This is a genomic window from Phyllobacterium sp. 01N428, assembly GCF_056399405.1.
Genome location: NZ_JBFTRH010000001.1, coordinates 570,690 through 590,868, shown reverse-complemented (window position 1 = coordinate 590,868; position 20,179 = coordinate 570,690). Strand labels below are relative to the sequence as shown.

Below are 20,179 nucleotides of genomic sequence, written 5' to 3'. Positions count from 1 at the left end.
TCAAAGGAATATTCATGGGAATCGCTGCTCAGCCGCTTTCAGAAATCCCGGATCGAACCGCCGTCGTTTCCAAGGCGCTGTTGCGGTCATCGGAACTGCTGGGCCTCACCGCAAAGGAACTCGCCCATATTGTCGGGCTTTCGGAGCCAAGCATATCGCGCTTGAAGCGTAGCCTCGATGGCGCGCCGCTCACCGGCAAGAGTTACGAACTCGCGCTGCTTTTCATCCGCCTCTATCGCTCGCTCGACGCTATCGTCGGCGGCGACGATGCGGTGGCGCGCACATGGATGCGAACTGACAACAGCATGCTCGGCGGCAAGCCGCTCAACCGGATCAAAACCATTGACGGCCTCACCCATGTCCTCGCCTATCTGGACGCCCGACGCGCTCCGATCTGAAGCCAGGGACAGCCATGGCGGCTGCTGGCGTCTGGTCGAAGCGCAACATCGCGTTTCAACGATGAAACTCGTCGATACGCTCGACGAGCAGGCCCTGCTTGAAGATGAACTCGAAGCCACGAAGCCGCCGCTGCCGCCCGCCTGCATTCATCTCGACTATCTGCTCGCGACCCCGTTTCGCTACGGGCGCTATCCAGGCAATTCGCGTTTTCGCCGCGAAGGCTATTCGCCGGGCGTTTTCTATTCGAGCGAGATGGTTGAAACGGCGGTTGCCGAAACCGCTTTTTACCGCCTGCTGTTTTTCATCGAAAGTCCGGGCACACCCTGGCCGCGCAATGCGCTCGAATTCACCGCGTTCGTAGCGCGCTACGCCACGACCCATGCCATCGATCTGACGGTCGCGCCCTTTGCCGAACATCGACGCCGCTGGACACATCCAACCGACTATTCCGCCTGCCTCGCCCTTGCCGACGCGGCGCTTGCGGCGGGCATCGATCTCATTCGCTACCAGTCCGTGCGCGATCCTCAAGGCGGCGCCAATCTCGCCCTGCTCTCCTGCGCCTGCTTCGCCATGCCCAACCCCGTGCGCAAGACGACATGGCGGCTGCATTTCTCCGACTACGGCGTCAATGCCATATGCGACATGCCGGACCTGCGGCTGGGCTTCACTCTCGCGACTTTTGGCGACGATCCGCGCGTTAAAGGTGCGGCGCGGCAATAATCAAGTGATCACGCTCGGCTTGTCGCGGCCCGTGTGAGCCTTGATCCCGGCAAGATCCTCCGCAGCGCGAATAAGGTCGGCAAGCGCGCTCTGTGTCTCCAGATCGTGGCGCTTCGGATCGGGCTCATAGCGTTCCACGTAGACACGGACGGTCGCGCCCGACGTTCCGGTGCCAGACAGGCGGAAGACGACGCGCGAGCCGCCTTCGAAGAGTACGCGTATGCCCTGGTTTTCGCTCACCGACTTGTCGACCGGGTCGTGATAGGCAAAGTCGTCGGCGGTTGCGATGGTCAGACCCTGGACCTTCGTGCCGGGAAGCGAAGCGAGTTTGCCGCGCAGATCGTCCATCATCTTGTTGGCGCCAGCCGTATCGACGCCTTCATAGTCATGACGCGAATAATAGTTGCGCCCGTAGGTCGCCCAATGTTCCCCGGCTATGTCAATGACGCTCATGCGGCGCACGGCAAGTATGTTGAGCCAGAGCAGCACGGCCCAAAGCCCGTCCTTCTCGCGCACGTGATTCGAGCCGGTGCCAGCGCTTTCCTCGCCGCAGATCGTCGCCATACCAGCGTCGAGCAGATTGCCGAAGAATTTCCAGCCCGTCGGCGTTTCGTACATGCCGATGCCGAGCTTTTCGGCGACACGGTCCGCGGCACCGCTGGTCGGCATCGAGCGCGCGATACCTTTGAGGCCGGCCTTGTAGCCGGGGGCCAGGTGGGCATTGGCCGCAAGCATCGCCAGCGAATCGGATGGAGTGATGAAGATGCCCTTGCCGATGATCAGGTTGCGGTCGCCGTCACCGTCGGACGCGGCGCCGAAATCCGGGCCGTCCGGCGACATAAGAAGGTCGTAGAGATCCTTGGCGTAGACGAGATTGGGATCGGGATGATGCCCGCCGAAATCGGGCAACGGTACGAAGTTGACGCATGTGCCTTCCGGCGCGCCGAGGCGCTTCTCGAGAATCTCCTTGCCGTAGGGGCCGGTTACCGCGTGCATCGAATCGAAGCGGAAGGTGAAACCGGACTTGATGAGATCGCGGATGGCGTCGAAGTCGAACAACTGTTCCATAAGCGCCGCATAGTCGGCAACCGAATCGATGATTTCGACCTGCATGCCGGCGATTTCGCGCTTGCCGATCGTATCGATATCGATATCTGCAGCTTCCGCGATGACATATTGCTTGATCGCCTTCGAGCGAGCAAAAATCGCCTCGGTGATCTTCTCCGGCGCCGGCCCGCCATTGCCGATATTGTACTTGATGCCGAAATCCTCGTTCGGGCCGCCGGGATTGTGGCTGGCCGAAAGAACGAGGCCGCCAAAAGCCTTGTACTTACGGATCACGTTCGATGCCGCAGGCGTCGAGAGGATGCCACCCTGCCCGACGAGCACGCGGCCGAAGCCGTTGGCGGCCGCCATTTTCAAGGCAATCTGCACCACGTCGCGGTTGTAGTAACGGCCGTCGCCGCCGATGACGAGCGTCTCCCCCTTATATCCTTCAAGCGCATCGAACACCGCCTGGATGAAGTTCTCGACATAGTTCTTCTGCTGGAAGACCGGGACTTTCTTGCGCAAGCCGGACGTTCCGGGCTTCTGGTCGTCGAATGGTGTGGTGGCAATGGTTTTGAACATGATGACCTTCCAGTTTCTGCGCATCTGCCTCAATCTATTGGGGCGGGACGTAGCAGGTCAACATGACGATTTTCAGATGAGCCGAGCATGTTTACGACCTTCGTAGAATTGACAGGCCATGCGCCTTAATGCCTTACACCAAGCAGGAGGTAAATTGGCTAAGCGCCCGTCCGGTCGCAGATTTGGCACCGGCCAACATATGGATGTTATCCGGCGATTAATGCCGGCGGATTTTGATCGTTGCACATCATATTTAATTCATTGGGAGGTAATTATGAGATCACGGACCGCATTCGCGGCGGGTCTGGTTGGAGTATCGTTGTTGGCGGGTTGCAACAACGACAGCAAGACAGACAGCAACAACGACACAAGCAGTTTCGAACAGACGATTGCCCAGCAGGCCGGCGAGATTCAAGGCCTGAAGGATGGCCAGAGCAAGCTCGAGGCGGCGGCCGGCAGTTTGGGCACAACGCTAACGCAAGGCGTTGCCGAACTGGAGCACGCGCAGACCGTCATCACCGAGATGCAGGCAAAACTTGCAGCCAAACCTGACGGCGATCCGGAGGCCATCAAGGCGCTGCAGGCGACGCTGACGCAATTGCAGAACGACCTTGCGGCAAAACCTGCCGGTGATCCGAAGGCGGTCAAGGCGCTTCAGGACACAATTACCCAGATTCAGAAAGACCTCGCAGCGAAACCTGCGGGCGATCCGGAAACGTTGAAGACTCTGCAGGCAACTCTGACGCAGGTTCAAGAAGACCTCCTGGCAAAGCCTGACGGCGATCCAGTCGCTGTCAAGGCGCTTCAGGACACACTTGCCGAGGTGCAGGCGAAACTTGCAGCCAAACCGGACGGCGATCCCGTCGCTCTCAAGGCGCTTCAGGACACACTTGCCGAAGTGCAGGCAAAACTTGCAGCCAAACCGGACGGCGATCCTGTCGCTATCAAGGCACTTCAGGACACACTTGCCGAGGTGCAGGCGAAACTTGCAGCCAAACCGGACGGCGATCCCGTCGCTCTCAAAGCGCTTCAGGACACAATTGCCGAGCTGCAGGCAAAACTTGCAGCCAAACCGGACGGCGATCCAGTCGCGGTCAAGGCGTTGCAGGACGCGCTTGCCCAGGTCCAGAAGGACCTTTTGACCAAATCAAGTGGCGACCCGGAAGCCATCAAGGCGCTGCAGGCGACGCTCGCGCAGTTGCAGAAGGATCTTGCAGCCAAACCGGCGGGCGATCCTGCGGCACTGAAGAACATCCTGGCGCGTCTTGCCGAAATCGAGGTGGCGTTACGCGTTAGCGAGGGCACCGATCTGGCCTTGACGCAATATGCCGATCCGATGATCGGAACCGGAATGGGTCTGATGTTCGATACGGACGCCCCTGAAGAAAAGAAGAAGGAGGATTGGAGCGGCATCTTTACCACGCCCGCGGCGACCGCACCGTTCGGGATGATGGCCTGGGGGCCGGACACGCCGAAAATGCCAAGCCCTATCTATAGCATTCCAGGTTACTATTATACGCGACCCGAGATCACAGGCTTCAGCACCACGCATCTCAGCGGCGTTGGCTGCAACGGCGGCGGCGTATTTAACATCATGCCGCAGATTGACAAAGCCGTCTCACAAGTGGCGTTCAGCCACAACGACGAACTTGCCAGACCCGGCTATTATCGGGTGAAGATGGCAAATGCCGTCGAGACCGAGTTGACTGCCACGACGCGCAGCGGCGTCGGCCGTTTCAGCTATCCGAGCGGCAGTCCGGCCTTGCTGAAAATCGACGCGAAAAGCTTCTATACGTCGTCGTCATCCTCCATCACCTATAATGAGCAGGACCGTATCGTGTCCGGCAAGGCAAGGAGCGGCAATTTCTGCAGCAATGGCCAGACATACCAAGTCTATTTTTATGCCACCTTCGACCAGCCGTTCACTACCCAAGTCTCAGGCAGCACCGCACTGCTTGCATTCAAGTCGCCATCCGCGACCGAGGCAACCAAGGTAACGATGAAAATCGGCCTGTCCTATGTCAGCGAGGCGAACGCAAAAAAGAACCTCGAAGCGGAGGTCGGGCCCTCCACCTTCGAACAGCTGCGTGCCAAGACGGATGCGGACTGGAACAAGCGCCTCAACACCGTCCAGGTGACCGGGGGATCGAAGGAGGACAAGGTCAAATTCTATACGGCCATGTATCACTCGTTCATCGCGCCTTCGGTGTTCAGTGACGTCAACGGCGAATATGTCAGCTTCAGCGATGCCGCGTCGACGAAGCAATCACCCGAGGGACACGTTCAATACACGACCTTCTCCACCTGGGATACCTACCGCTCATTAATGCCGCTTCAAGCGCTTCTTGCCCCTGAAGAGGCCGCCGATATGATGCAATCCCTGGTCCACGACGCGGAAGATTGTGGCGGCACATTCCCCATGTGGGCGGAAGGCAATACCAACAGCAACATCATGCCCGGCGACTCCACATCGATACTCGTCGCCCAGGCCGGCGCCTATGGCGTGGCCGGTTTCGACCGGCAGAAGGCCCGCAAGATCATGCTCGACACCGCCTTCGGGCGCGCCACCAAATGCCGCAGCAAAACCACTCTTCCGGGGCTCGCCGGTTACATCGAACTTGGCTACCTGACCATGGGCGGCGGCGAACGTCAGCCGACGTCGACGAACATGGAATATGCAAGCACCGATTTCGCGGTATCGCGTTTCGCAACCGCCGTTCCAGCCGCCGATCCCCAGATCGTCGCCGGAGCAGCAGCAGACGAACCGAAGACGCTGCTGAAGCGTTCCGGCAACTGGGCCAACCTGTTCAACCCGAACTGGCGCGATGTTGCCGGGCAGCCCTATCCGCAGTTGCAGCCACGCAACAAGGATGGAACGTGGGGTCCGTACCTGCCGGTATCGACCTGGGATAATGACTACCGCGAAGGCAATGCCGAGCAATACACGTTCATGGTCCCGCATGACATACGGGGCTTGCTGGCTAAGCTTGTGATCGACACCGACAAGGACAAAGGCACCGACAAGGACGGCCTTGCCCGGCTCGACGAGTTCACCAAGAATCTGAATTCGGGCTGGAAATATCAGCCTAGCCGGTTGTGGATGGGCAACCAGCCCGGGTTCCTGGTGCCCTGGCTCTACAACTGGACGAGCCAACCATACAAGACGCAGGCGCTCGTCCGCCGGGTACTCGACGAACTGTTCGCGGCATCTCCTTCCGGCCTTCCCGGCAGCGATGACGAGGGCGCCATGTCGAGCCTCCATATCTGGGGAGCCCTCGGCCTTTATCCGGAAATCCCGGCCGTGCCTGGATTTGCGATCAACAGTCCGATCTTCCCGGAAGCGCGGATCAAGCTCGGCAGCGGCAAGATCGTGACGATCGCGGCCGACAAGACACCGCTCAAATATATCCAGAAACTGACGGTGAATGGTGCAGCCCATGACAGTCCATGGATCGACCTCGACAAGCTATCATCGGGTGCGCGCCTGGAGTTCACGTTGAGCGACAAGCCAAGTTGCTGGGGTTCAAACCCACCGGCCGCGCTGCTGCCGCCATCCTTCGCACCGGACGGCACACAGACGCCGCGGCTGAAGCCGGAGAAGGAGTGCGCCCTCAACTGACGCACAAAGCGTTCGCAGGACAAAAAAGAGGGCTCCGACCGTGTCGGAGCCCTTCGCTTTTTATATGCCGGGAATGCTAGCGGACGATGACCTTGGCGCCAACTTCGGCGCGATTGTAGAGGTCGATGATGTCCTGGTTCATCAGGCGGATGCAGCCCGACGACATCGCCTTGCCGATCGACCACCATTCCGGTGTGCCATGAAGGCGATAGCCAGTGTCGCCGCCCTTGTTGAACAGATAGAGGGCGCGGGCGCCGAGAGGATTGCTCAGGCCCGGATCCATGCCGTCGCGGAACTCGGCAAGCTTCGGCTGGCGCGCGATCATTTCCCTCGGAGGGGTCCATGTCGGCCATTCGCGCTTCAAGGCAATACGGGCGCTGCCTGACCATTCGAATCCTTGCTTGCCGACCCCGATACCGTAGCGCATGGCGCGGCCGTCGCCGAGGACGTAGTAGAGGTATTTTGCCTTGGTATCGACAATGATCGTTCCCGGCGCTTCGCCGCCGTCATAATTGACTTCCTGGCGCAGATATTGCGGCGGGATCTTGGTGCGCGGAACCGCTGGAATGACGTATCCCGCGTCGACGACGGAGTTATAGGACGCGGTCGAATAGCTGAGCCCGATTGTCGAACAACCGGTCAAGGCGGTTGCACTCATCAGTCCAACCGCAAGGACGATAGTCTTCAGTTGCATGGTCACCCCAGTGAATAATTGTGCGCGAATCGGCGTTTGGTTTAGCTGTTGCCTCTCTTGCGCCAATATTGTTAATGCCTGATTAACTGTAAAGCGCAGTGTTTCGTTAACCATGTTTTGCTCAACCTGGCGATTGGTTTTCCTACCCATGGTTGCAGTTTTGTCGGTATTGTCTCGTTTATGCCACTCGTCTCCCTAGGTCAGACAAGTCCCCTGATAGATGGCCGCCAGTCGGAAAACGCCATGCTGGTGCGCCGCGGGGTGCAGCGGCTGTTCCTTGAACTCGGCCTCGCGGTCATGCCGGAACTGCCGCTCGCCTCTGGCCGGCGCGCAGATCTCGTTGCCCTGACGCGCAGTGGTGAAATCTGGATCGTCGAGATCAAATCCTCGATCGAGGATTTCCGGGTCGATCGCAAATGGCCGGTTTACCGCCAGCATTGCGACCGGCTGTTTTTCGCGACCCACCCCGGCGTTCCTGCCGATATTTTTCCGGACGATTGCGGATTCATCCTTTCGGACGGTTATGGCGCCGAGATCATTCGCGACGCTCCCGAGCACAAATTGCCCGGCGCTACCCGCAAGGCCATGACCCTGCGCTTTGCGCGGGTCAGTGCTGCGCGCATGACGCTCGCAGAACTCGCCGGCATCGAGTTGCCCGAGACCGACGTGGAATAGGCCGTTTCGTTTCAGATAGCTAAAGAACCAGTGAGTGCTTTAATCGTCACGACGATCTAACGCGGGGCGCGCTTGGCGAGGATGCGCTGCAGCGTGCGGCGATGCATGTTTAGGCGCCGCGCCGTTTCCGAAACATTGCGGTCGCACATTTCATAAACCCGCTGAATATGCTCCCAGCGCACCCTGTCGGCCGACATCGGATTTTCCGGCGGTGCTACTTTCTCACCGGTTCGGCGCGTCAACGCGGCAAAGACTTCGTCAGCATCGGCCGGCTTTGAAAGATAGTCTATCGCCCCGATTTTGACGGCGTTTACCGCCGTCGCGATATTGCCATAGCCGGTCAGGACGATCGCGCGCGTATCCTCGCGGCGGGCGCGGATCGCCTCGATAATATCAAGGCCGTTGCCGTCGCCAAGGCGCATATCGACGACCGCATAGGCCGGCGCATTGACCTTGACGCTCGCAAGACCCGCCTCGACCGAATCGGCAATGGCGACAACGAAGCCGCGTGACTCCATGGCACGTGCCAGCCGCTGCAAGAAGGGCTTGTCGTCATCGACCAGAAGAAGTGTTCGATCGCCGCCGATCGCTTCAATATCGTCCTGATCCGTGTTTTCCATCAGGTATTCCTGCTCATTCACTGTAAATATGGATGTTAATGGTTCGCAATGAACAAAAAGTCAAAGATTATCCATCAGTAAGCAATTGATGGCGAGGCCAGATAACAACGACTTCTGCCCCCTGCCCCGGATCGTTGCGATTGCGGAAGGTAATTGTCGCGCCTGAGCGTTCGAGCAATGTCTTGGCGATGAAGAGGCCAAGGCCGAGACCGCCACCATGCTCGTTGATCGCGCGGTCGCGGCCGGTGGTGTACGGCTCGCCGATGCGATCGAGGATATCGGGTGCAAAACCCTTGCCGTCATCGCTGATGACGATCTCGACGGTCCTGTCGCTCCACCCCCAATTGACGTTGATGGTTTCGCGGGCGAAATCGACGGCATTTTCGACGAGATTGCCAAGACCGTAGATAATGCCGGGATTGCGGCGGATAACCGGCTCACTGCCTTCGCCGCGCATCTTCGAGACGACGATGTTGACGCCGAAATTGCGGTTGGGTTCAATGACCTCCTCGATCAGCGAAGAAATCTTGAGGCGCGACATGTGCTCTTCACTGGTCGACGACAGGCTCGTCAGCCGCTTGAGAATTTCGCGGCAACGCTCGGTCTGCGAGCGGAGAAGCTCGATATCCTCGGCGAACCGGTCATCCTTCTTGAGACTGCGCTCCATCTCCTTGGCAACGAGTGCGATGGTTGCCAGTGGTGTGCCGAGCTCATGCGCGGCAGCGGCGGCAAGTCCATCGAGCGCGGAGAGATGCTGCTCACGCTGCAGGATGAGTTCGGTGGCGTTGAGCGCATCGGCGAGGAGACGGGCTTCCTCGGCGACGCGGTAGGCATAGACCGCGGTGAATGCCAGGGCCGAAACCACTGAACACCAGACGCCGGCGATCAGAACGAAAGGCAGTTGCATCGTCTCGCCCTCGTACCAGGGCAAGGGCAGGTAGACATAGGCGAGCAACGTTGCGCAGGCCGTTACCAGAAGGCCAAGTGCGGTCGTTGCATAGGCCGGCAGCGACGTCGCGGAGATGATGACCGGTACGATCATCAGCACGGCGAAGGGGTTCTGCAGACCTCCGGTCATGTAAAGCAGTCCCGCCACCTGCAATATGTCGAAGGCAAGCACGGTGATGGCGGCCCGCGGTTCAAGGCGATGATTTATCGGATAGCGGAACGACATGAGGAGGTTCAGCCAGGCCGAACAGGCGATCAGCGCGAAGCATATGCTGACGGGAAACGGAAACTTCAGGTAGAGCGCGACGAAGAGCACGGCGATGCTCTGTCCTGCCACCGCAAGCCAGCGCAGCCGGATCAGCGTCGTCAGCCGCAGCCGGCGCGAGAGATAGGATGAGCGTGTCTGGAAATCCTGGACCATGGGGGTGATTTAGAACAAAGCTCACGCAAATGGAAACATGATTCCTGTGAGCCGCTTCAGCGTTAATCGTTGGTTGTGACCGCTCAGGTTCCCCGCGGTTTCACGCGGGCAGTGGGCGCCGCATTGGCGGGGTCGTCCGGCCAGACATGCTTGGGGTAGCGGCCACGCATGTCGGAGCGCACATCGGCCCAGGAGCCCTTCCAGAAGCCCGGTAGATCGCGGGTGATCTGGATTGGCCTATGGGCCGGCGATAGCAACTCCAGCAGCAGGGGCACCGTTCCGCTGGCGATGGCCGGGTGTGCCCCGAGCCCGAACAATTCCTGCACGCGCACGGCGAGCACAGGCGCTTCCGCCTCATAGCGGATCGGAATGTTCGAGCCGGTCGGCACCTCGAAATGCGTTGGCGCCAAGGCATCGATCTTGCGCTGCAAATCATAGGGCACCAGCGCACGCAGCCCCTCGGCGATCGCATGTCCCGATATCTGGCCGAGCTGCGCCGCTCCCTTGAGATAAGGCAACAGCCAGTCTTCGAGTTTCACTTGCAACGACGCATCGTCCATCGCCGGCCAAGGATCGCCAAGACCCTGATGCAGCCAGGTGAGGCGACGCCGCAGGATCGCCGCTTCCCTGGACCATGGCAGGATGTCGAGGCCGTGGTCCCTGACGGCCGCAATGACGCCTCGGTCGGCTTCTTCGCCAGTCGGCGCCGGCAAGGTCTTCTCCGACAACGCGATGGCGCCGATACGCGTAACTTCGCGCGCCTGCAAGGCGTTGCGGGCTGGATCATAACTGACCTGCCTGCCATTGACGATGCGATCGCCGAGGGCGGCGCGTATGTCGGATTCGGAGATTTCCGCTGCCGAAAGAATGCGTGCGCGGCCCGCCCGCCCCGCAAGATCGGCGACGACGAGCCATGGCGATTTTGCCAGCGAGGTGGCGGGGTCGAGTTCGCCGCCACGGCCATTGGCGAGCGTGAACTGGCCATTGCCGCGCGCCTTGGCGATACGGTCCGGGTAAGCATCTATGAGAAGCCGCCCTGCATTCTCCTGCGCATCTGCCCGGCCTGTATCCTTGCCAGCGAGGCGTTTCGCCAGTCCGCGCGCGCGTGCCGCCCGCTCGCCGCGCTCGCGTTCAAAGCGCGCCAGTCGCGTTTCGATGTCGACGTCGTTGCCGCCGAGGCCGCGCTCCGTCAAAAGCATAGCGATTTCGGCAGCGCGCATGCCTTGTCCGCGGTCACGTGCCGCGAGCACCATATGGGCCAAGCGGACGGGCAAAGCGAGATTGCGCATGGCTTCGCCCATCGGCGTGATGCGATCATCGTGGAGCGCCCCAAGTTCGTTGAGCAGGGCCTTTGCTTCTTTAACCGCGGGCGCCGGCGGCAAATCGAGGAATGAAAGGCTGGCTGGATTAGTTACGCCCCAAGCGGCGCAATCGAGGACAAGGCCGGAAAGATCAGCCTCAAGTATTTCCGGCGGCGAGAAGGCTTCGAGTGCCGCAGTCTGTTCTGCACGCCACAGACGCAACGCAACGCCGGGCTCCGTGCGTCCGGCACGCCCGGCGCGTTGCTCGACGGCGGCGCGCGACGCCCGCACCGTTTCCAATCGGGTGAGGCCGGTGGCCGGTTCGAATTTCGGCCGCCGCGCCAGGCCGCTGTCGATAACGGCGCGCACGCCATCGATCGTTATCGACGTTTCGGCAATCGACGTCGCGAGCACCACCTTGCGTTTGCCGGGAGGCGGCGGGCTGATGGCGGCATCCTGGTCACGGCCCTCGAGCGCGCCATAGAGCGGCGTGACAAAGGTGTCCGCGGGAACACGCCCCTCGAGCGCTGCGATGGTCCGTTCGATTTCACGTTGTCCGGGGAGGAAAGCGAGAATGCTGCCACTCTCCCCGGCGAGCGTGTCCCGCACCGCCCGCGCCATTGCATCTTCGATCTTTTCATCGGGCTTGCGCTCGCGATAGCGGATATCGACGGGGAAGGACCTGCCCTTGCTTTCGAGGACCGGCGCACTGCCGAGGAGTTTGGCCACGCGCGCGCCATCGAGCGTCGCCGACATCACCAGAAGCTTCAAGCCGGGGCGCAATGCAGCCTGCACATCGAGCGCCAGGGCCAGACCGAAATCCGCATCGAGGCTACGCTCGTGAAACTCATCGAAAAGCACGACGGAAATGCCCGAGAGCCCCGGATCATCGAGGATCATGCGGGCGAACATACCTTCCGTCACGACGAGTATGCGCGTCTTCGCCGAGACCTTGTTTTCAAGCCGCATGCGATAGCCGACGGTTTGACCCACGCTCTCGCCAAGGAGGCTCGCCATGCGGTTGGCGGCAGCGCGGGCAGCGAGGCGGCGCGGCTCAAGCAGGACGATCGTGCCATCCCCCCGCCATGACGCACCAAGCAGGTGCAGCGGCACGAGCGTGGTCTTGCCCGCGCCGGGAGGGGCAACGAGCACGGCAGCGCTTCCATGCGCCAGCGCATCATCGAGCGCCGGCAGGATTTCGGTGACAGGAAGGGGCGGCAGTTCTTTCAATTGGGAGCATCTCACAATGTTGCTGAAGCGCTATTGCCAGCGTTTTATTGCATAGGCCAGCCGATCCGCATTCGATGTTGTTTCACAACACCAAATTCGGGCCCCAAAGCAAGCTAATATTCGTCGTTTAGACATTCGTCTAATTGTCATAATTCGCTCCTTCGAAAATAGTGCAAACGTTGCGCTGAAATTGAAACTTGCAGCAATTTCAAGAAAATCTTTTCAGAGGGAATATTTTAATGAAGTATCGTACCCTGTTTTTAATGGGGCTTGTAGCGCTTGCCGCGTGTGACGGTTCCGACTCGTCCACTGACCAAACTTCAGACGCAGCAATATCAGGCCAAAGCTCAACATTCGCACAGCCGGCAACGCCGTCCCCGGCGGTGGCGCAGACGTCCACGCCGCTGGTCGCGCCGGTCGTGGTGGCAACATCAGTTCCAGCCCACCGACCCCTTCTACAGAACCGCTCGAAGTAGTTTCGTCGAGGGTTTCCACGAAAGACTCGGCGAGGGCTTCGACCGCAACGGTAACTGATCCGGCGAAGCCTGCAACACCGGTCGTCGATCCGGTGAAGCCTGCCACGCCAGCCCAACCGGCCCCCTCAACGATACCGCTCGAAGCAGTTTCGACGCGGACTTCGACGAAAGATTCGGCGAGGGCTTCGACCGCAACGGTAACTGAACCGGCGAAGCCTGCCACGCCGGTCGTCGATCCGGCGAAGCCTACCACGCCAGCCCAACCGGCCCCCTCAACGATACCGCTCGAAGTAGTTTCGACGCGGGTTTCGGCAAAAGATTCGGCAAGGGCTTCGACCGCAACAGTAACTGACCCGGCGAAGTCTGCCACGCCGGTCGTCGATCCGGCGAAGCCTACCACGCCAGCCCAACCGGCCCCCTCAACGATACCGCTCGAAGTAGTTTCGACGCGGGTTTCGGCAAAAGATTCGGCAAGGGCTTCGACCGCAGTGGTAACTGACCCGGCCAAGTCCGCCACACGGGTCGTCGATCCGGTTAAACCTACCACGCCAGCCCAACCGGCCCCCTCAACGATACCGCTCGAAGTAGTTTCGACGCGGGTTTCGGCAAAAGATTCGGCAAGGGCTTCGACCGCGACGGTGACTGACCCGGCGAAGTCCGCCATACCGGTGGTCGAGCCGGTGAAGCCTGCCGCTCCAGCCCAACCGACCCCTTCAACGACACCGCTCGAAGCAGTTTTGACGCGGGCTTCGACGAAAGATTCGGCAAGGGCTTCGACCGCAATGGTAACTGACCCGGCGAAGTCCGCCACGCCGGTCGTCGATCCGGCAAAGCCTGCCACGCCAGCCCAACCGGCCCCCTCAATGACACCGCTCGAAGCAGTTTTGACGCGGACTTCGACGAAAGATTCGGCAAGGGCTTCGACCGCAATGGCAACTGAACCGGCGAAGCCTGCCACACCGGTCGTCGATCCGGCGAAGATCGCTCAAGCCGCAAGACTCGTCCGCGACGGAAAATCGAGTGAAGCTGCGGACCTAGTGAAAACCGCTGGCCCTTCCGGGTCGTTGGGATCGGTCCTTGCGACCGCGGGCTATGAGACAGAAGCTTTCCAGGTGCTGGCCCCTGCAGATCACGTCGTCGATGACAAGAACGTGTACGACACCACTATCAAGGGTTCGATCGCTGCCGAACTTGTCAATGAAGCCACCTCGGTCAAACGCCACACGCTCAAAATGGACGGCAAAACCGTGCCTTTCACTGCGAATGCCGGACACCTTGTCGCCAAGGGACCGAAAGGCGAGCCTGAGGTCGCAATCTTCTATACAGCCTACATCCGCGACGGCCTGCCCAAGGAGAATCGCCCCGTTACGTTCTTCTGGAATGGAGGCCCAGGCTCATCGTCGATTTGGCTACACCTCGGGTCATGGGCACCTTGGCGGATAAAGTCGGATGCGCCTAACATGCCGTCTGCGACGCAACCCGAGAGCCTGCCATTTGAAGAAAACGCCATCACGCTGCTCGACAAATCCGATCTCGTTTTTGTTGATCCCGCCGGAACCGGTTATTCGACCGCTATCGCGCCGCACACGAACAACGACTTCTGGGGCATTGACAGCGATCCTCGATCGGTCGCTGATTTCATTCTCCGCTACGTCAACGTCAACAACCGTCAGAGTTCTCCGAAGTATCTTTACGGCGAATCCTACGGCGGCATCCGCACGCCGATCGTTGCCGATATCCTGACACAGGCCGGTGTCAGCCGCTACGAACCTGATCCTTCCGGCAAGCCGGCCAAAACGTTGTCCGGCTTGGTTTTGAACTCGCCGATCCTGAATTATAATTCCAGTTGCGATCCATCCATGTTCTATACGAGTTGCGCAGGCTTCATCCCATCCTATGGTTTGGTGGCCGACGCTCTCGGCAAATCCACGGTGCGCGGCACAAGGTCGAGAAGCGAATATCTGGACTACCTGCGCGAATATACCAAGACGACATTTGCGCCAATCGCCGCGAAGTACGGATACGAATCCGAGTACGGCGTTGAGTGGGAAGATTATGCGCCGACCGACGAGGGGAAAGCATTTCTTGCTGAACTAAGCAGCTTGACCGGAATTAGCAGCAAGTCGTGGTCAGAGGATCCGGTCTATGGGCTTGTCTTCCGTCCAATACGATTTCGAGAAGGGCTTATTCCAGGATTCAAGCTCGGCCGGTATGACGCACGCATGATGGTTCCGGTGGACAGCAAGTTCGCCGCGGACGACTATATCGACGTGGCTTTCCTCAATCGGGCGAAAACATTCTTCCCCGACTATACCAACTATAAGACCAAGTCGGAATATGTCACCACAAACGAGGACGATACGTGGGACTGGAAGCACCGTGACCAATTCGTATCGCCCTCAAGCCTTGGCGACATGACCGAGGCGCTCCGCTACGAGCCGAAGCTCAAATTGCTCACCCTTCATGGATACGATGATATCGCAACGCCGGGGTATCAGACCGAACTCGATCTCATCAGCGCCGGCCTTGAGACTCGCATGCCCGTTAAGTGGTTCGAGGGCGGGCACATGATCTATAATACAGAGGAGTCGCGCGCGCCGCTCAAGACTGAACTCGACAAATACTATGACGATCCGAACTATAGTCTCCCACCGGCGACGAACTAGCTGACAGCTAGGCCCTGACAAATGGACCGGGCGGGTTGGCAGCTTCGCCTTCCCGCCCGGAAAATGTCGCGGTTCGGATTGACGACCCTGTGCCCCTTCCCGATAGTGCGCCAAAGCAAATCACATTGCTGATCGAGACGCATCAGGGAGAATTTCATGAAATCGCGCGCCGCCGTCGCCTGGGAGGCCAAAAGGCCGCTCACCATCGAAACGATCGAGATCAGCGGCCCCAAGCCCGGTGAAGTGCTCGTCGAGATCATGGCGACCGGGGTATGCCACACCGATGCCTACACGCTTTCAGGGCTGGATTCCGAAGGGAAATTCCCGGCTATTCTCGGGCATGAAGGCGCAGGCATCGTGCGCGAGATTGGCGCGGGCGTGACCTCGCTGAAGGTCGGCGACCATGTCATTCCGCTCTACACGCCCGAATGCCGCCAGTGCAAGACGTGCCTTTCGCAGCGCTCGAACCTTTGCACGGCCATCCGCTCGACGCAGGGGCAAGGCGTCATGCCCGACGGCACCAGCCGCTTTTCCTGCGACGGCGGTGAGGTCTTCCACTATATGGGCTGCTCGACTTTCTCCAACTTCACCGTGCTACCCGAAATCGCCCTTGCCAGGGTGCGCGAGGATGCGCCATTCGACAAGATCTGTTACATCGGCTGCGGTGTCACAACCGGCATCGGCGCCGTCATCTATACGGGCAAGGTGTGGCCCGGCGCGAACGTCGTCGTGTTCGGGCTCGGGGGCATCGGCCTTAATGTCATCCAGGGTGCACGCATGGTCGGCGCCGACAAGATCATCGGTGTCGACATCAATCCCGGCAAGGTGGCGATGGCGAAGAAATTCGGCATGACCGATTTCGTCAATCCGAACGAAGTGGGCAATGACAAGGTCGTGCAGGCAATCCAGGAGCTAACCGACGGTGGCGCCGATTTCTCCTTCGATGCCACCGGCAATACCAATGTCATGCGTCAGGCGCTCGAATGCTGCCATCGCGGCTGGGGCACCAGCATCGTCATCGGGGTTGCCGAGGCCGGCAAGGAAATTTCGACGCGGCCGTTCCAGCTCGTTACCGGGCGGAACTGGCGCGGCACGGCCTTTGGCGGTGCGCGCGGTCGCACCGATGTGCCGAAGATCGTCGACTGGTACATGGAGGGCAAGATCGATATCGACTCGTTGATCACTCACACAATGCCGCTCGACGAAATCAATACCGCATTCGATCTCATGCATGAGGGCAAGTCGATCCGTTCGGTCGTCACTTTCTGATGCAACCCGGTCCGTATAAAGTGATCCTCAGCGGGCTGGACGAACTCAGCCCGCGCGAACTCTATGATATGCTCAAGATGCGGGTGGACGTCTTCGTCGTCGAGCAGAAATGTCCCTACCCCGAGCTCGACGGCAAGGATGTCGATGCGCTGCACCTGCGCCTGATGGATGGCAAGACGCTCGTCGGTAGCGCCCGCATCCGCAAGCCGGAAAAGGACGAGCCTGCCGCCCGGATCGGCCGCGTCGTCGTCTCTCCGGACCATCGCGGCAAGCGTCTTGGCGAGCGGCTGATGGTCGAGGCCATTGCCCAATGCGAGCGGCTTTATGCCGAACGCCCGATCAATCTTTCGGCGCAGAGCCACCTCAAGGGTTTCTACGAATCCTTCGGTTTCGTGCCGGTGTCGGAGGAATATCTCGAGGACGACATTCCGCATATCGACATGCAGCGCCCCGCTGCGGTCGCAACAGACTAGCTGTCGTTCGACAAAGGCCCCACATGTGGAAACGCCATAATCCCTTTTACATTGCCGCCGTCGTCGGGATCGCCGTATTCGCAGTTGCGGTGTTTTTGCTTTCGTCGCGCATTGCCGCTGTCGTTGCTGCCAACGCGTTTTTCGTCATCTACCTGCTCCTGTCGGCCTTCAAGGTTCACAGGCTCACGCCCGACTACCTTCGCAACAATGCGGCCAAATCGGACGAGCCTGTGGGCATCATCTTCGCCGTCACTTTTTGCACTGTGCTCGTCGCCGTCGGCTCGCTGTTTGCGCTGATCAATTCCGGTCAGGACAAGCACCCGCTCGACCTGACGCTGACGCTATTCGCAGTCCCGCTCGGCTGGCTGACGATCCACATGATGACGGCGATCCACTATGCCCATATGTACTGGCAGCCGGAAGAAGACGCCGATGGCGTGAAAGACAAGCCGCGCCACCATGCCGGCGGTCTCGACTTTCCGGGCGACAAGGAACCCGGCGGCATCGAATTCGTCTACTTCTCCTATATCATCGGCATGACGGCGCAGACATCCGACACGGCGATCACCAGTTCGCAGATGCGTCGGATCAATCTCGTCCATGCCATCGTTTCGTTCTTCTTCAATACGGTCCTGGTCGCAGCTGCGGTGAATGTCGCCGTAGCCCTCGGCCAACCGCAATAAATCGGGATCACCCATGGAAACGCTATCGACCGCCAGAAGCTTTGAGGGAATTCAGGGCATCTATCGCCATCGCAGCGAAGCCTGCCAATGCGACATGACCTTTGCCGTATTCCTGCCGCCGCAGGCGAAGGACGGTCCGGTGCCGCTCCTCTGGTACCTCTCGGGGCTTACCTGCACGCATCAGAACGTGATGGACAAGGGCGAATATCGCCGCGCCGCCGCCGAACATGGCGTTGCCATCATCTGCCCGGACACGAGCCCGCGCGGCGAGAATGTGCCGGACGAAAAAGACAACTGGCAATTCGGCAGCGGCGCCGGCTTTTATCTCGACGCCACGCAAGCGCCCTGGTCGACCAACTATCGGATGGCCAGCTATATCGGCGACGAACTTCCGGCGCTGGTGGCGGCCAACTTCCCCGTGGATATGCAGCGTCAGGGTATATTCGGTCATTCCATGGGCGGTCATGGCGCGATCACACAAGCCCTGAAGCACAAGGGACGTTTCAAATCCGTTTCAGCGTTCGCGCCGATCGCGCGGCCCATGGTCGCCGGCTGGTCACGCCCGGCCTTCGAGAAATATCTCGGGCCAGACGAAGCTGCGTGGCGGGCCTATGACAGCGTTGCGCTCATCGAGGATGGCGCGCGCGTGGCGGAGTTACTGGTCGACCAGGGCAAGGCAGACGGATTTCTTGACGATGGTCTGCGCCCCTGGCTGCTGGAAGAAGCCTGCGCCGAGGCCGGCATTCCGCTGACGCTCAATATGCGCGACGGCTACGACCATTCGTACTTTTTCATCTCAACCTTCATGGCTGATCACATTGCCTGGCACGCGAAGCGCGTGAAGGGCTGAGAGTTTTAGCTTCAAAGCGGCGTAACGGCGCTGAACCGCCTCATTGCCGATAATTTGCTCGGCCGGCGCCGGCTAGGTCAGCTTCGATGAAATCCAGGCGGTCATACAGAGCCTAATCTGCACTCTAAGTCCCCATTGAATTCAACTTAGCCCTACCGGCACCCTCGGTTTTGACCCGAGGAGCCCGCGGCGGCAGCGTATGAGCGGAGAATTTGTAACGGAGGCGAGCGGGCGTCGGTATCCCGTGCCAAAGTCCGCAAATACCGAGCGGGCTTAAATGCGCCCTCAAGGAAACCGACCTACTCGAACACGATCGACGGGGCGGTGCGTCCGCCCTTGGCCGATTGCAACTCATCCCAGACTTTCGCCGCGATCTCGCGGTAGGCCTTGGCATGCGGACCATCGGGGTTGCTGACGACAACCGGCCTTCCGCTGTCGGATGTTTCGCGGATCTCCATAACCAGCGGCACTTCGCCGAGGAAGGGCACGCCAAGGCGTTCGGCCTCCTTGCGCGCGCCGCCATGGCCGAAAATATCGTAGCGCGCGCCGGTATCCGGAGCGATGAAATAGCTCATGTTCTCGACGATGCCGAGAAGCGGCACGTCGACCTTCTTGAACATGTTGAGGCCCTTGCGCGCATCTATCAGCGCCAGATCCTGCGGCGTCGAGACGATGACGGCGCCGGCAAGCGGCACCTGCTGCGCCATGGTCAATTGCGCGTCGCCGGTGCCCGGCGGCATATCGACGACCAGCACATCGAGATCGCCCCACTCCACCTCGCGCAGCATCTGCGTCAGTGCCGACATCACCATCGGCCCGCGCCAGATCATCGGCGTTTCCTCCTCGACGAGGAAGCCGATCGACATGACCTTGAGCCCATAGCCTTGCATCGGCTTCAGCACCCGGCCGGAAACCACTTCCGGCCTGCCATGCAGATTGAGGAGGCGCGGCATGGACGGCCCGTAAATATCAGCATCGAGAATGCCGACACGATGGCCATTGGCGCTGAGGCCGAGTGCGAGATTGACCGCGGTGGTCGACTTGCCGACGCCACCCTTGCCGGAGGCCACCGCGATGATCGCGCCAACGCCGGGCACGCCGGCCTTCACCGGCGCGGCTCCATGCGTGTGCGGCTGTGCGCCTTGCGCGGGAACGCGCGGCGGCGGCGTGGCCCCGGCGGGTGCGGAACGTTGCACGGGACGGGGTGACGGCGTTGCCTGCGGTGCGTCATCACTGGTCGGGCCGCCTTTCTTTTCTGCGGTCAAGGCGACGACTGCACCGGCAACGCCGGGCATCGCCTTGACGACGCGCTCAGCAGCGGACCGCAGCGGTTCCAGTTCCTGGGCGCGGGCAGCGGGCACAGTGATCGAGAAGAACACCTTGTTGTCGGCAATGAAGATATCCGAAACGAGGCCGAGTTCGACGATGTTGCTGTTGAAATCGGGGCCCGTCACTGTCTTCAGCTGTTCGAGAACCTGCTCTTTCGTCACGCCTGCCATTTAAAAT

Annotated in this window: 16 protein-coding genes; 9 read left to right on the top strand and 7 right to left on the bottom strand. The window is 60.2% G+C overall.

The genetic code is table 11. The annotated features are described in order from the left end of the window. The first annotated feature begins 14 nt into the window (after nucleotides 1-14). Together AC1DNI_RS02775 and AC1DNI_RS02770 are read left to right on the top strand one after the other, a co-directional pair. The gene (locus AC1DNI_RS02775; RefSeq protein ID WP_477690736.1) at nucleotides 15-398 is read left to right on the top strand and encodes an antitoxin Xre/MbcA/ParS toxin-binding domain-containing protein; all 384 of its coding nucleotides are present in this window, start codon (nucleotides 15-17) and stop codon (nucleotides 396-398) included. After that, nucleotides 358-1,119, top strand: coding sequence for an RES family NAD+ phosphorylase (locus AC1DNI_RS02770; protein WP_477690735.1), 762 nt, complete (start codon nucleotides 358-360; stop codon nucleotides 1,117-1,119). The genes AC1DNI_RS02775 and AC1DNI_RS02770 overlap by 41 nt, the downstream gene beginning before the upstream one ends. Here AC1DNI_RS02770 and AC1DNI_RS02765 read toward each other — a convergent pair whose 3' ends face one another. Beyond that, nucleotides 1,120-2,751 (bottom strand): alpha-D-glucose phosphate-specific phosphoglucomutase, encoded by a 1,632-nt coding sequence (locus tag AC1DNI_RS02765; RefSeq protein ID WP_477691464.1) that lies wholly within the window; start codon nucleotides 2,749-2,751, stop codon nucleotides 1,120-1,122. A gap of 271 nt (nucleotides 2,752-3,022) precedes the next feature. Here AC1DNI_RS02765 and AC1DNI_RS02760 point away from each other — a divergent pair, with 271 nt between their 5' ends. After that, entirely contained in the window at nucleotides 3,023-6,367 is a 3,345-nt protein-coding gene (locus tag AC1DNI_RS02760) for a GH92 family glycosyl hydrolase (RefSeq protein WP_477690734.1), read from the top strand. Nucleotides 6,368-6,443: 76 nt separating this feature from the next. On the opposite strand, the gene AC1DNI_RS02755 is transcribed toward AC1DNI_RS02760, so the two are convergent. Further along, nucleotides 6,444-7,061: a L,D-transpeptidase gene (locus tag AC1DNI_RS02755; RefSeq protein WP_027230592.1), complete on the bottom strand. Its 618-nt coding sequence runs from the start codon at nucleotides 7,059-7,061 to the stop codon at nucleotides 6,444-6,446. A 180-nt stretch (nucleotides 7,062-7,241) separates the two neighbouring features. Here AC1DNI_RS02755 and AC1DNI_RS02750 point away from each other — a divergent pair, with 180 nt between their 5' ends. Next, nucleotides 7,242-7,736 carry an MmcB family DNA repair protein gene (locus tag AC1DNI_RS02750; RefSeq protein WP_477690733.1) on the top strand — a complete coding sequence of 165 codons (495 nt, stop codon included), beginning with the start codon at nucleotides 7,242-7,244 and terminating at the stop codon, nucleotides 7,734-7,736. A 56-nt stretch (nucleotides 7,737-7,792) separates the two neighbouring features. Here AC1DNI_RS02750 and AC1DNI_RS02745 read toward each other — a convergent pair whose 3' ends face one another. From AC1DNI_RS02745 to AC1DNI_RS02730, 4 genes are all read right to left on the bottom strand, one after another. Beyond that, nucleotides 7,793-8,356 carry an ActR/PrrA/RegA family redox response regulator transcription factor gene (locus AC1DNI_RS02745; RefSeq protein WP_027230594.1) on the bottom strand — a complete coding sequence of 188 codons (564 nt, stop codon included), beginning with the start codon at nucleotides 8,354-8,356 and terminating at the stop codon, nucleotides 7,793-7,795. A 67-nt stretch (nucleotides 8,357-8,423) separates the two neighbouring features. Further along, nucleotides 8,424-9,725, bottom strand: a complete 1,302-nt coding sequence (locus AC1DNI_RS02740) for an ActS/PrrB/RegB family redox-sensitive histidine kinase (RefSeq protein WP_477690732.1) — start codon at nucleotides 9,723-9,725, stop codon at nucleotides 8,424-8,426. A gap of 83 nt (nucleotides 9,726-9,808) precedes the next feature. After that, a complete protein-coding gene (gene hrpB / locus AC1DNI_RS02735) occupies nucleotides 9,809-12,256 on the bottom strand; it encodes an ATP-dependent helicase HrpB (protein WP_477690731.1) in 2,448 nt (815 codons plus the stop codon). A gap of 222 nt (nucleotides 12,257-12,478) precedes the next feature. After that, nucleotides 12,479-13,690 carry a hypothetical protein gene (locus tag AC1DNI_RS02730; protein WP_477690730.1) on the bottom strand — a complete coding sequence of 404 codons (1,212 nt, stop codon included), beginning with the start codon at nucleotides 13,688-13,690 and terminating at the stop codon, nucleotides 12,479-12,481. Between AC1DNI_RS02730 and AC1DNI_RS02725 the strand changes: the two genes are divergently transcribed. From AC1DNI_RS02725 to fghA, 5 genes are all read left to right on the top strand, one after another. Continuing rightward, nucleotides 13,662-15,398, top strand: coding sequence for a S10 family serine carboxypeptidase-like protein (locus tag AC1DNI_RS02725; protein WP_477690729.1), 1,737 nt, complete (start codon nucleotides 13,662-13,664; stop codon nucleotides 15,396-15,398). The genes AC1DNI_RS02730 and AC1DNI_RS02725 overlap by 29 nt on opposite strands. Nucleotides 15,399-15,554: 156 nt before the next feature. Beyond that, nucleotides 15,555-16,667 carry an S-(hydroxymethyl)glutathione dehydrogenase/class III alcohol dehydrogenase gene (locus AC1DNI_RS02720; RefSeq protein WP_477690728.1) on the top strand — a complete coding sequence of 371 codons (1,113 nt, stop codon included), beginning with the start codon at nucleotides 15,555-15,557 and terminating at the stop codon, nucleotides 16,665-16,667. After that, nucleotides 16,667-17,140: a GNAT family N-acetyltransferase gene (locus AC1DNI_RS02715; RefSeq protein WP_477690727.1), complete on the top strand. Its 474-nt coding sequence runs from the start codon at nucleotides 16,667-16,669 to the stop codon at nucleotides 17,138-17,140. Before AC1DNI_RS02720 ends, AC1DNI_RS02715 begins: the two co-directional genes overlap by 1 nt. Nucleotides 17,141-17,163: 23 nt before the next feature. After that, complete coding sequence (locus tag AC1DNI_RS02710) at nucleotides 17,164-17,823, top strand: DUF1345 domain-containing protein (RefSeq protein WP_477690726.1); 660 nt, start codon at nucleotides 17,164-17,166, stop codon at nucleotides 17,821-17,823. Between the two features lie 13 nt (nucleotides 17,824-17,836). Then, nucleotides 17,837-18,673, top strand: a complete 837-nt coding sequence (gene fghA, locus AC1DNI_RS02705; RefSeq protein WP_477690725.1) for an S-formylglutathione hydrolase — start codon at nucleotides 17,837-17,839, stop codon at nucleotides 18,671-18,673. 299 nt (nucleotides 18,674-18,972) lie between these two features. Here the strand turns inward: fghA and AC1DNI_RS02700 are convergent, their stop codons facing one another. Beyond that, nucleotides 18,973-20,172 carry an Mrp/NBP35 family ATP-binding protein gene (locus AC1DNI_RS02700; RefSeq protein ID WP_477690724.1) on the bottom strand — a complete coding sequence of 400 codons (1,200 nt, stop codon included), beginning with the start codon at nucleotides 20,170-20,172 and terminating at the stop codon, nucleotides 18,973-18,975. Between the last annotated feature and the right edge of the window lie 7 nt (nucleotides 20,173-20,179).

What these genes read in the sequence shown, in the direction of transcription:
- fghA (WP_477690725.1), top strand. Translation starts at nt 17,837, where the DNA reads ATGGAAACGCTATCGACCGCCAGAAGCTTTGAGGGAATTCAGGGCATC.
- AC1DNI_RS02750 (WP_477690733.1), top strand. Translation starts at nt 7,242, where the DNA reads ATGCCACTCGTCTCCCTAGGTCAGACAAGTCCCCTGATAGATGGCCGC.
- AC1DNI_RS02740 (WP_477690732.1), bottom strand. Translation starts at nt 9,725, where the DNA reads ATGGTCCAGGATTTCCAGACACGCTCATCCTATCTCTCGCGCCGGCTG.
- AC1DNI_RS02770 (WP_477690735.1), top strand. Translation starts at nt 358, where the DNA reads ATGTCCTCGCCTATCTGGACGCCCGACGCGCTCCGATCTGAAGCCAGG.
- AC1DNI_RS02710 (WP_477690726.1), top strand. Translation starts at nt 17,164, where the DNA reads ATGTGGAAACGCCATAATCCCTTTTACATTGCCGCCGTCGTCGGGATC.
- AC1DNI_RS02760 (WP_477690734.1), top strand. Translation starts at nt 3,023, where the DNA reads ATGAGATCACGGACCGCATTCGCGGCGGGTCTGGTTGGAGTATCGTTG.
- AC1DNI_RS02775 (WP_477690736.1), top strand. Translation starts at nt 15, where the DNA reads ATGGGAATCGCTGCTCAGCCGCTTTCAGAAATCCCGGATCGAACCGCC.
- AC1DNI_RS02715 (WP_477690727.1), top strand. Translation starts at nt 16,667, where the DNA reads ATGCAACCCGGTCCGTATAAAGTGATCCTCAGCGGGCTGGACGAACTC.
- AC1DNI_RS02755 (WP_027230592.1), bottom strand. Translation starts at nt 7,061, where the DNA reads ATGCAACTGAAGACTATCGTCCTTGCGGTTGGACTGATGAGTGCAACC.
- AC1DNI_RS02700 (WP_477690724.1), bottom strand. Translation starts at nt 20,172, where the DNA reads ATGGCAGGCGTGACGAAAGAGCAGGTTCTCGAACAGCTGAAGACAGTG.
- AC1DNI_RS02745 (WP_027230594.1), bottom strand. Translation starts at nt 8,356, where the DNA reads ATGGAAAACACGGATCAGGACGATATTGAAGCGATCGGCGGCGATCGA.
- AC1DNI_RS02720 (WP_477690728.1), top strand. Translation starts at nt 15,555, where the DNA reads ATGAAATCGCGCGCCGCCGTCGCCTGGGAGGCCAAAAGGCCGCTCACC.
- AC1DNI_RS02725 (WP_477690729.1), top strand. Translation starts at nt 13,662, where the DNA reads ATGGCAACTGAACCGGCGAAGCCTGCCACACCGGTCGTCGATCCGGCG.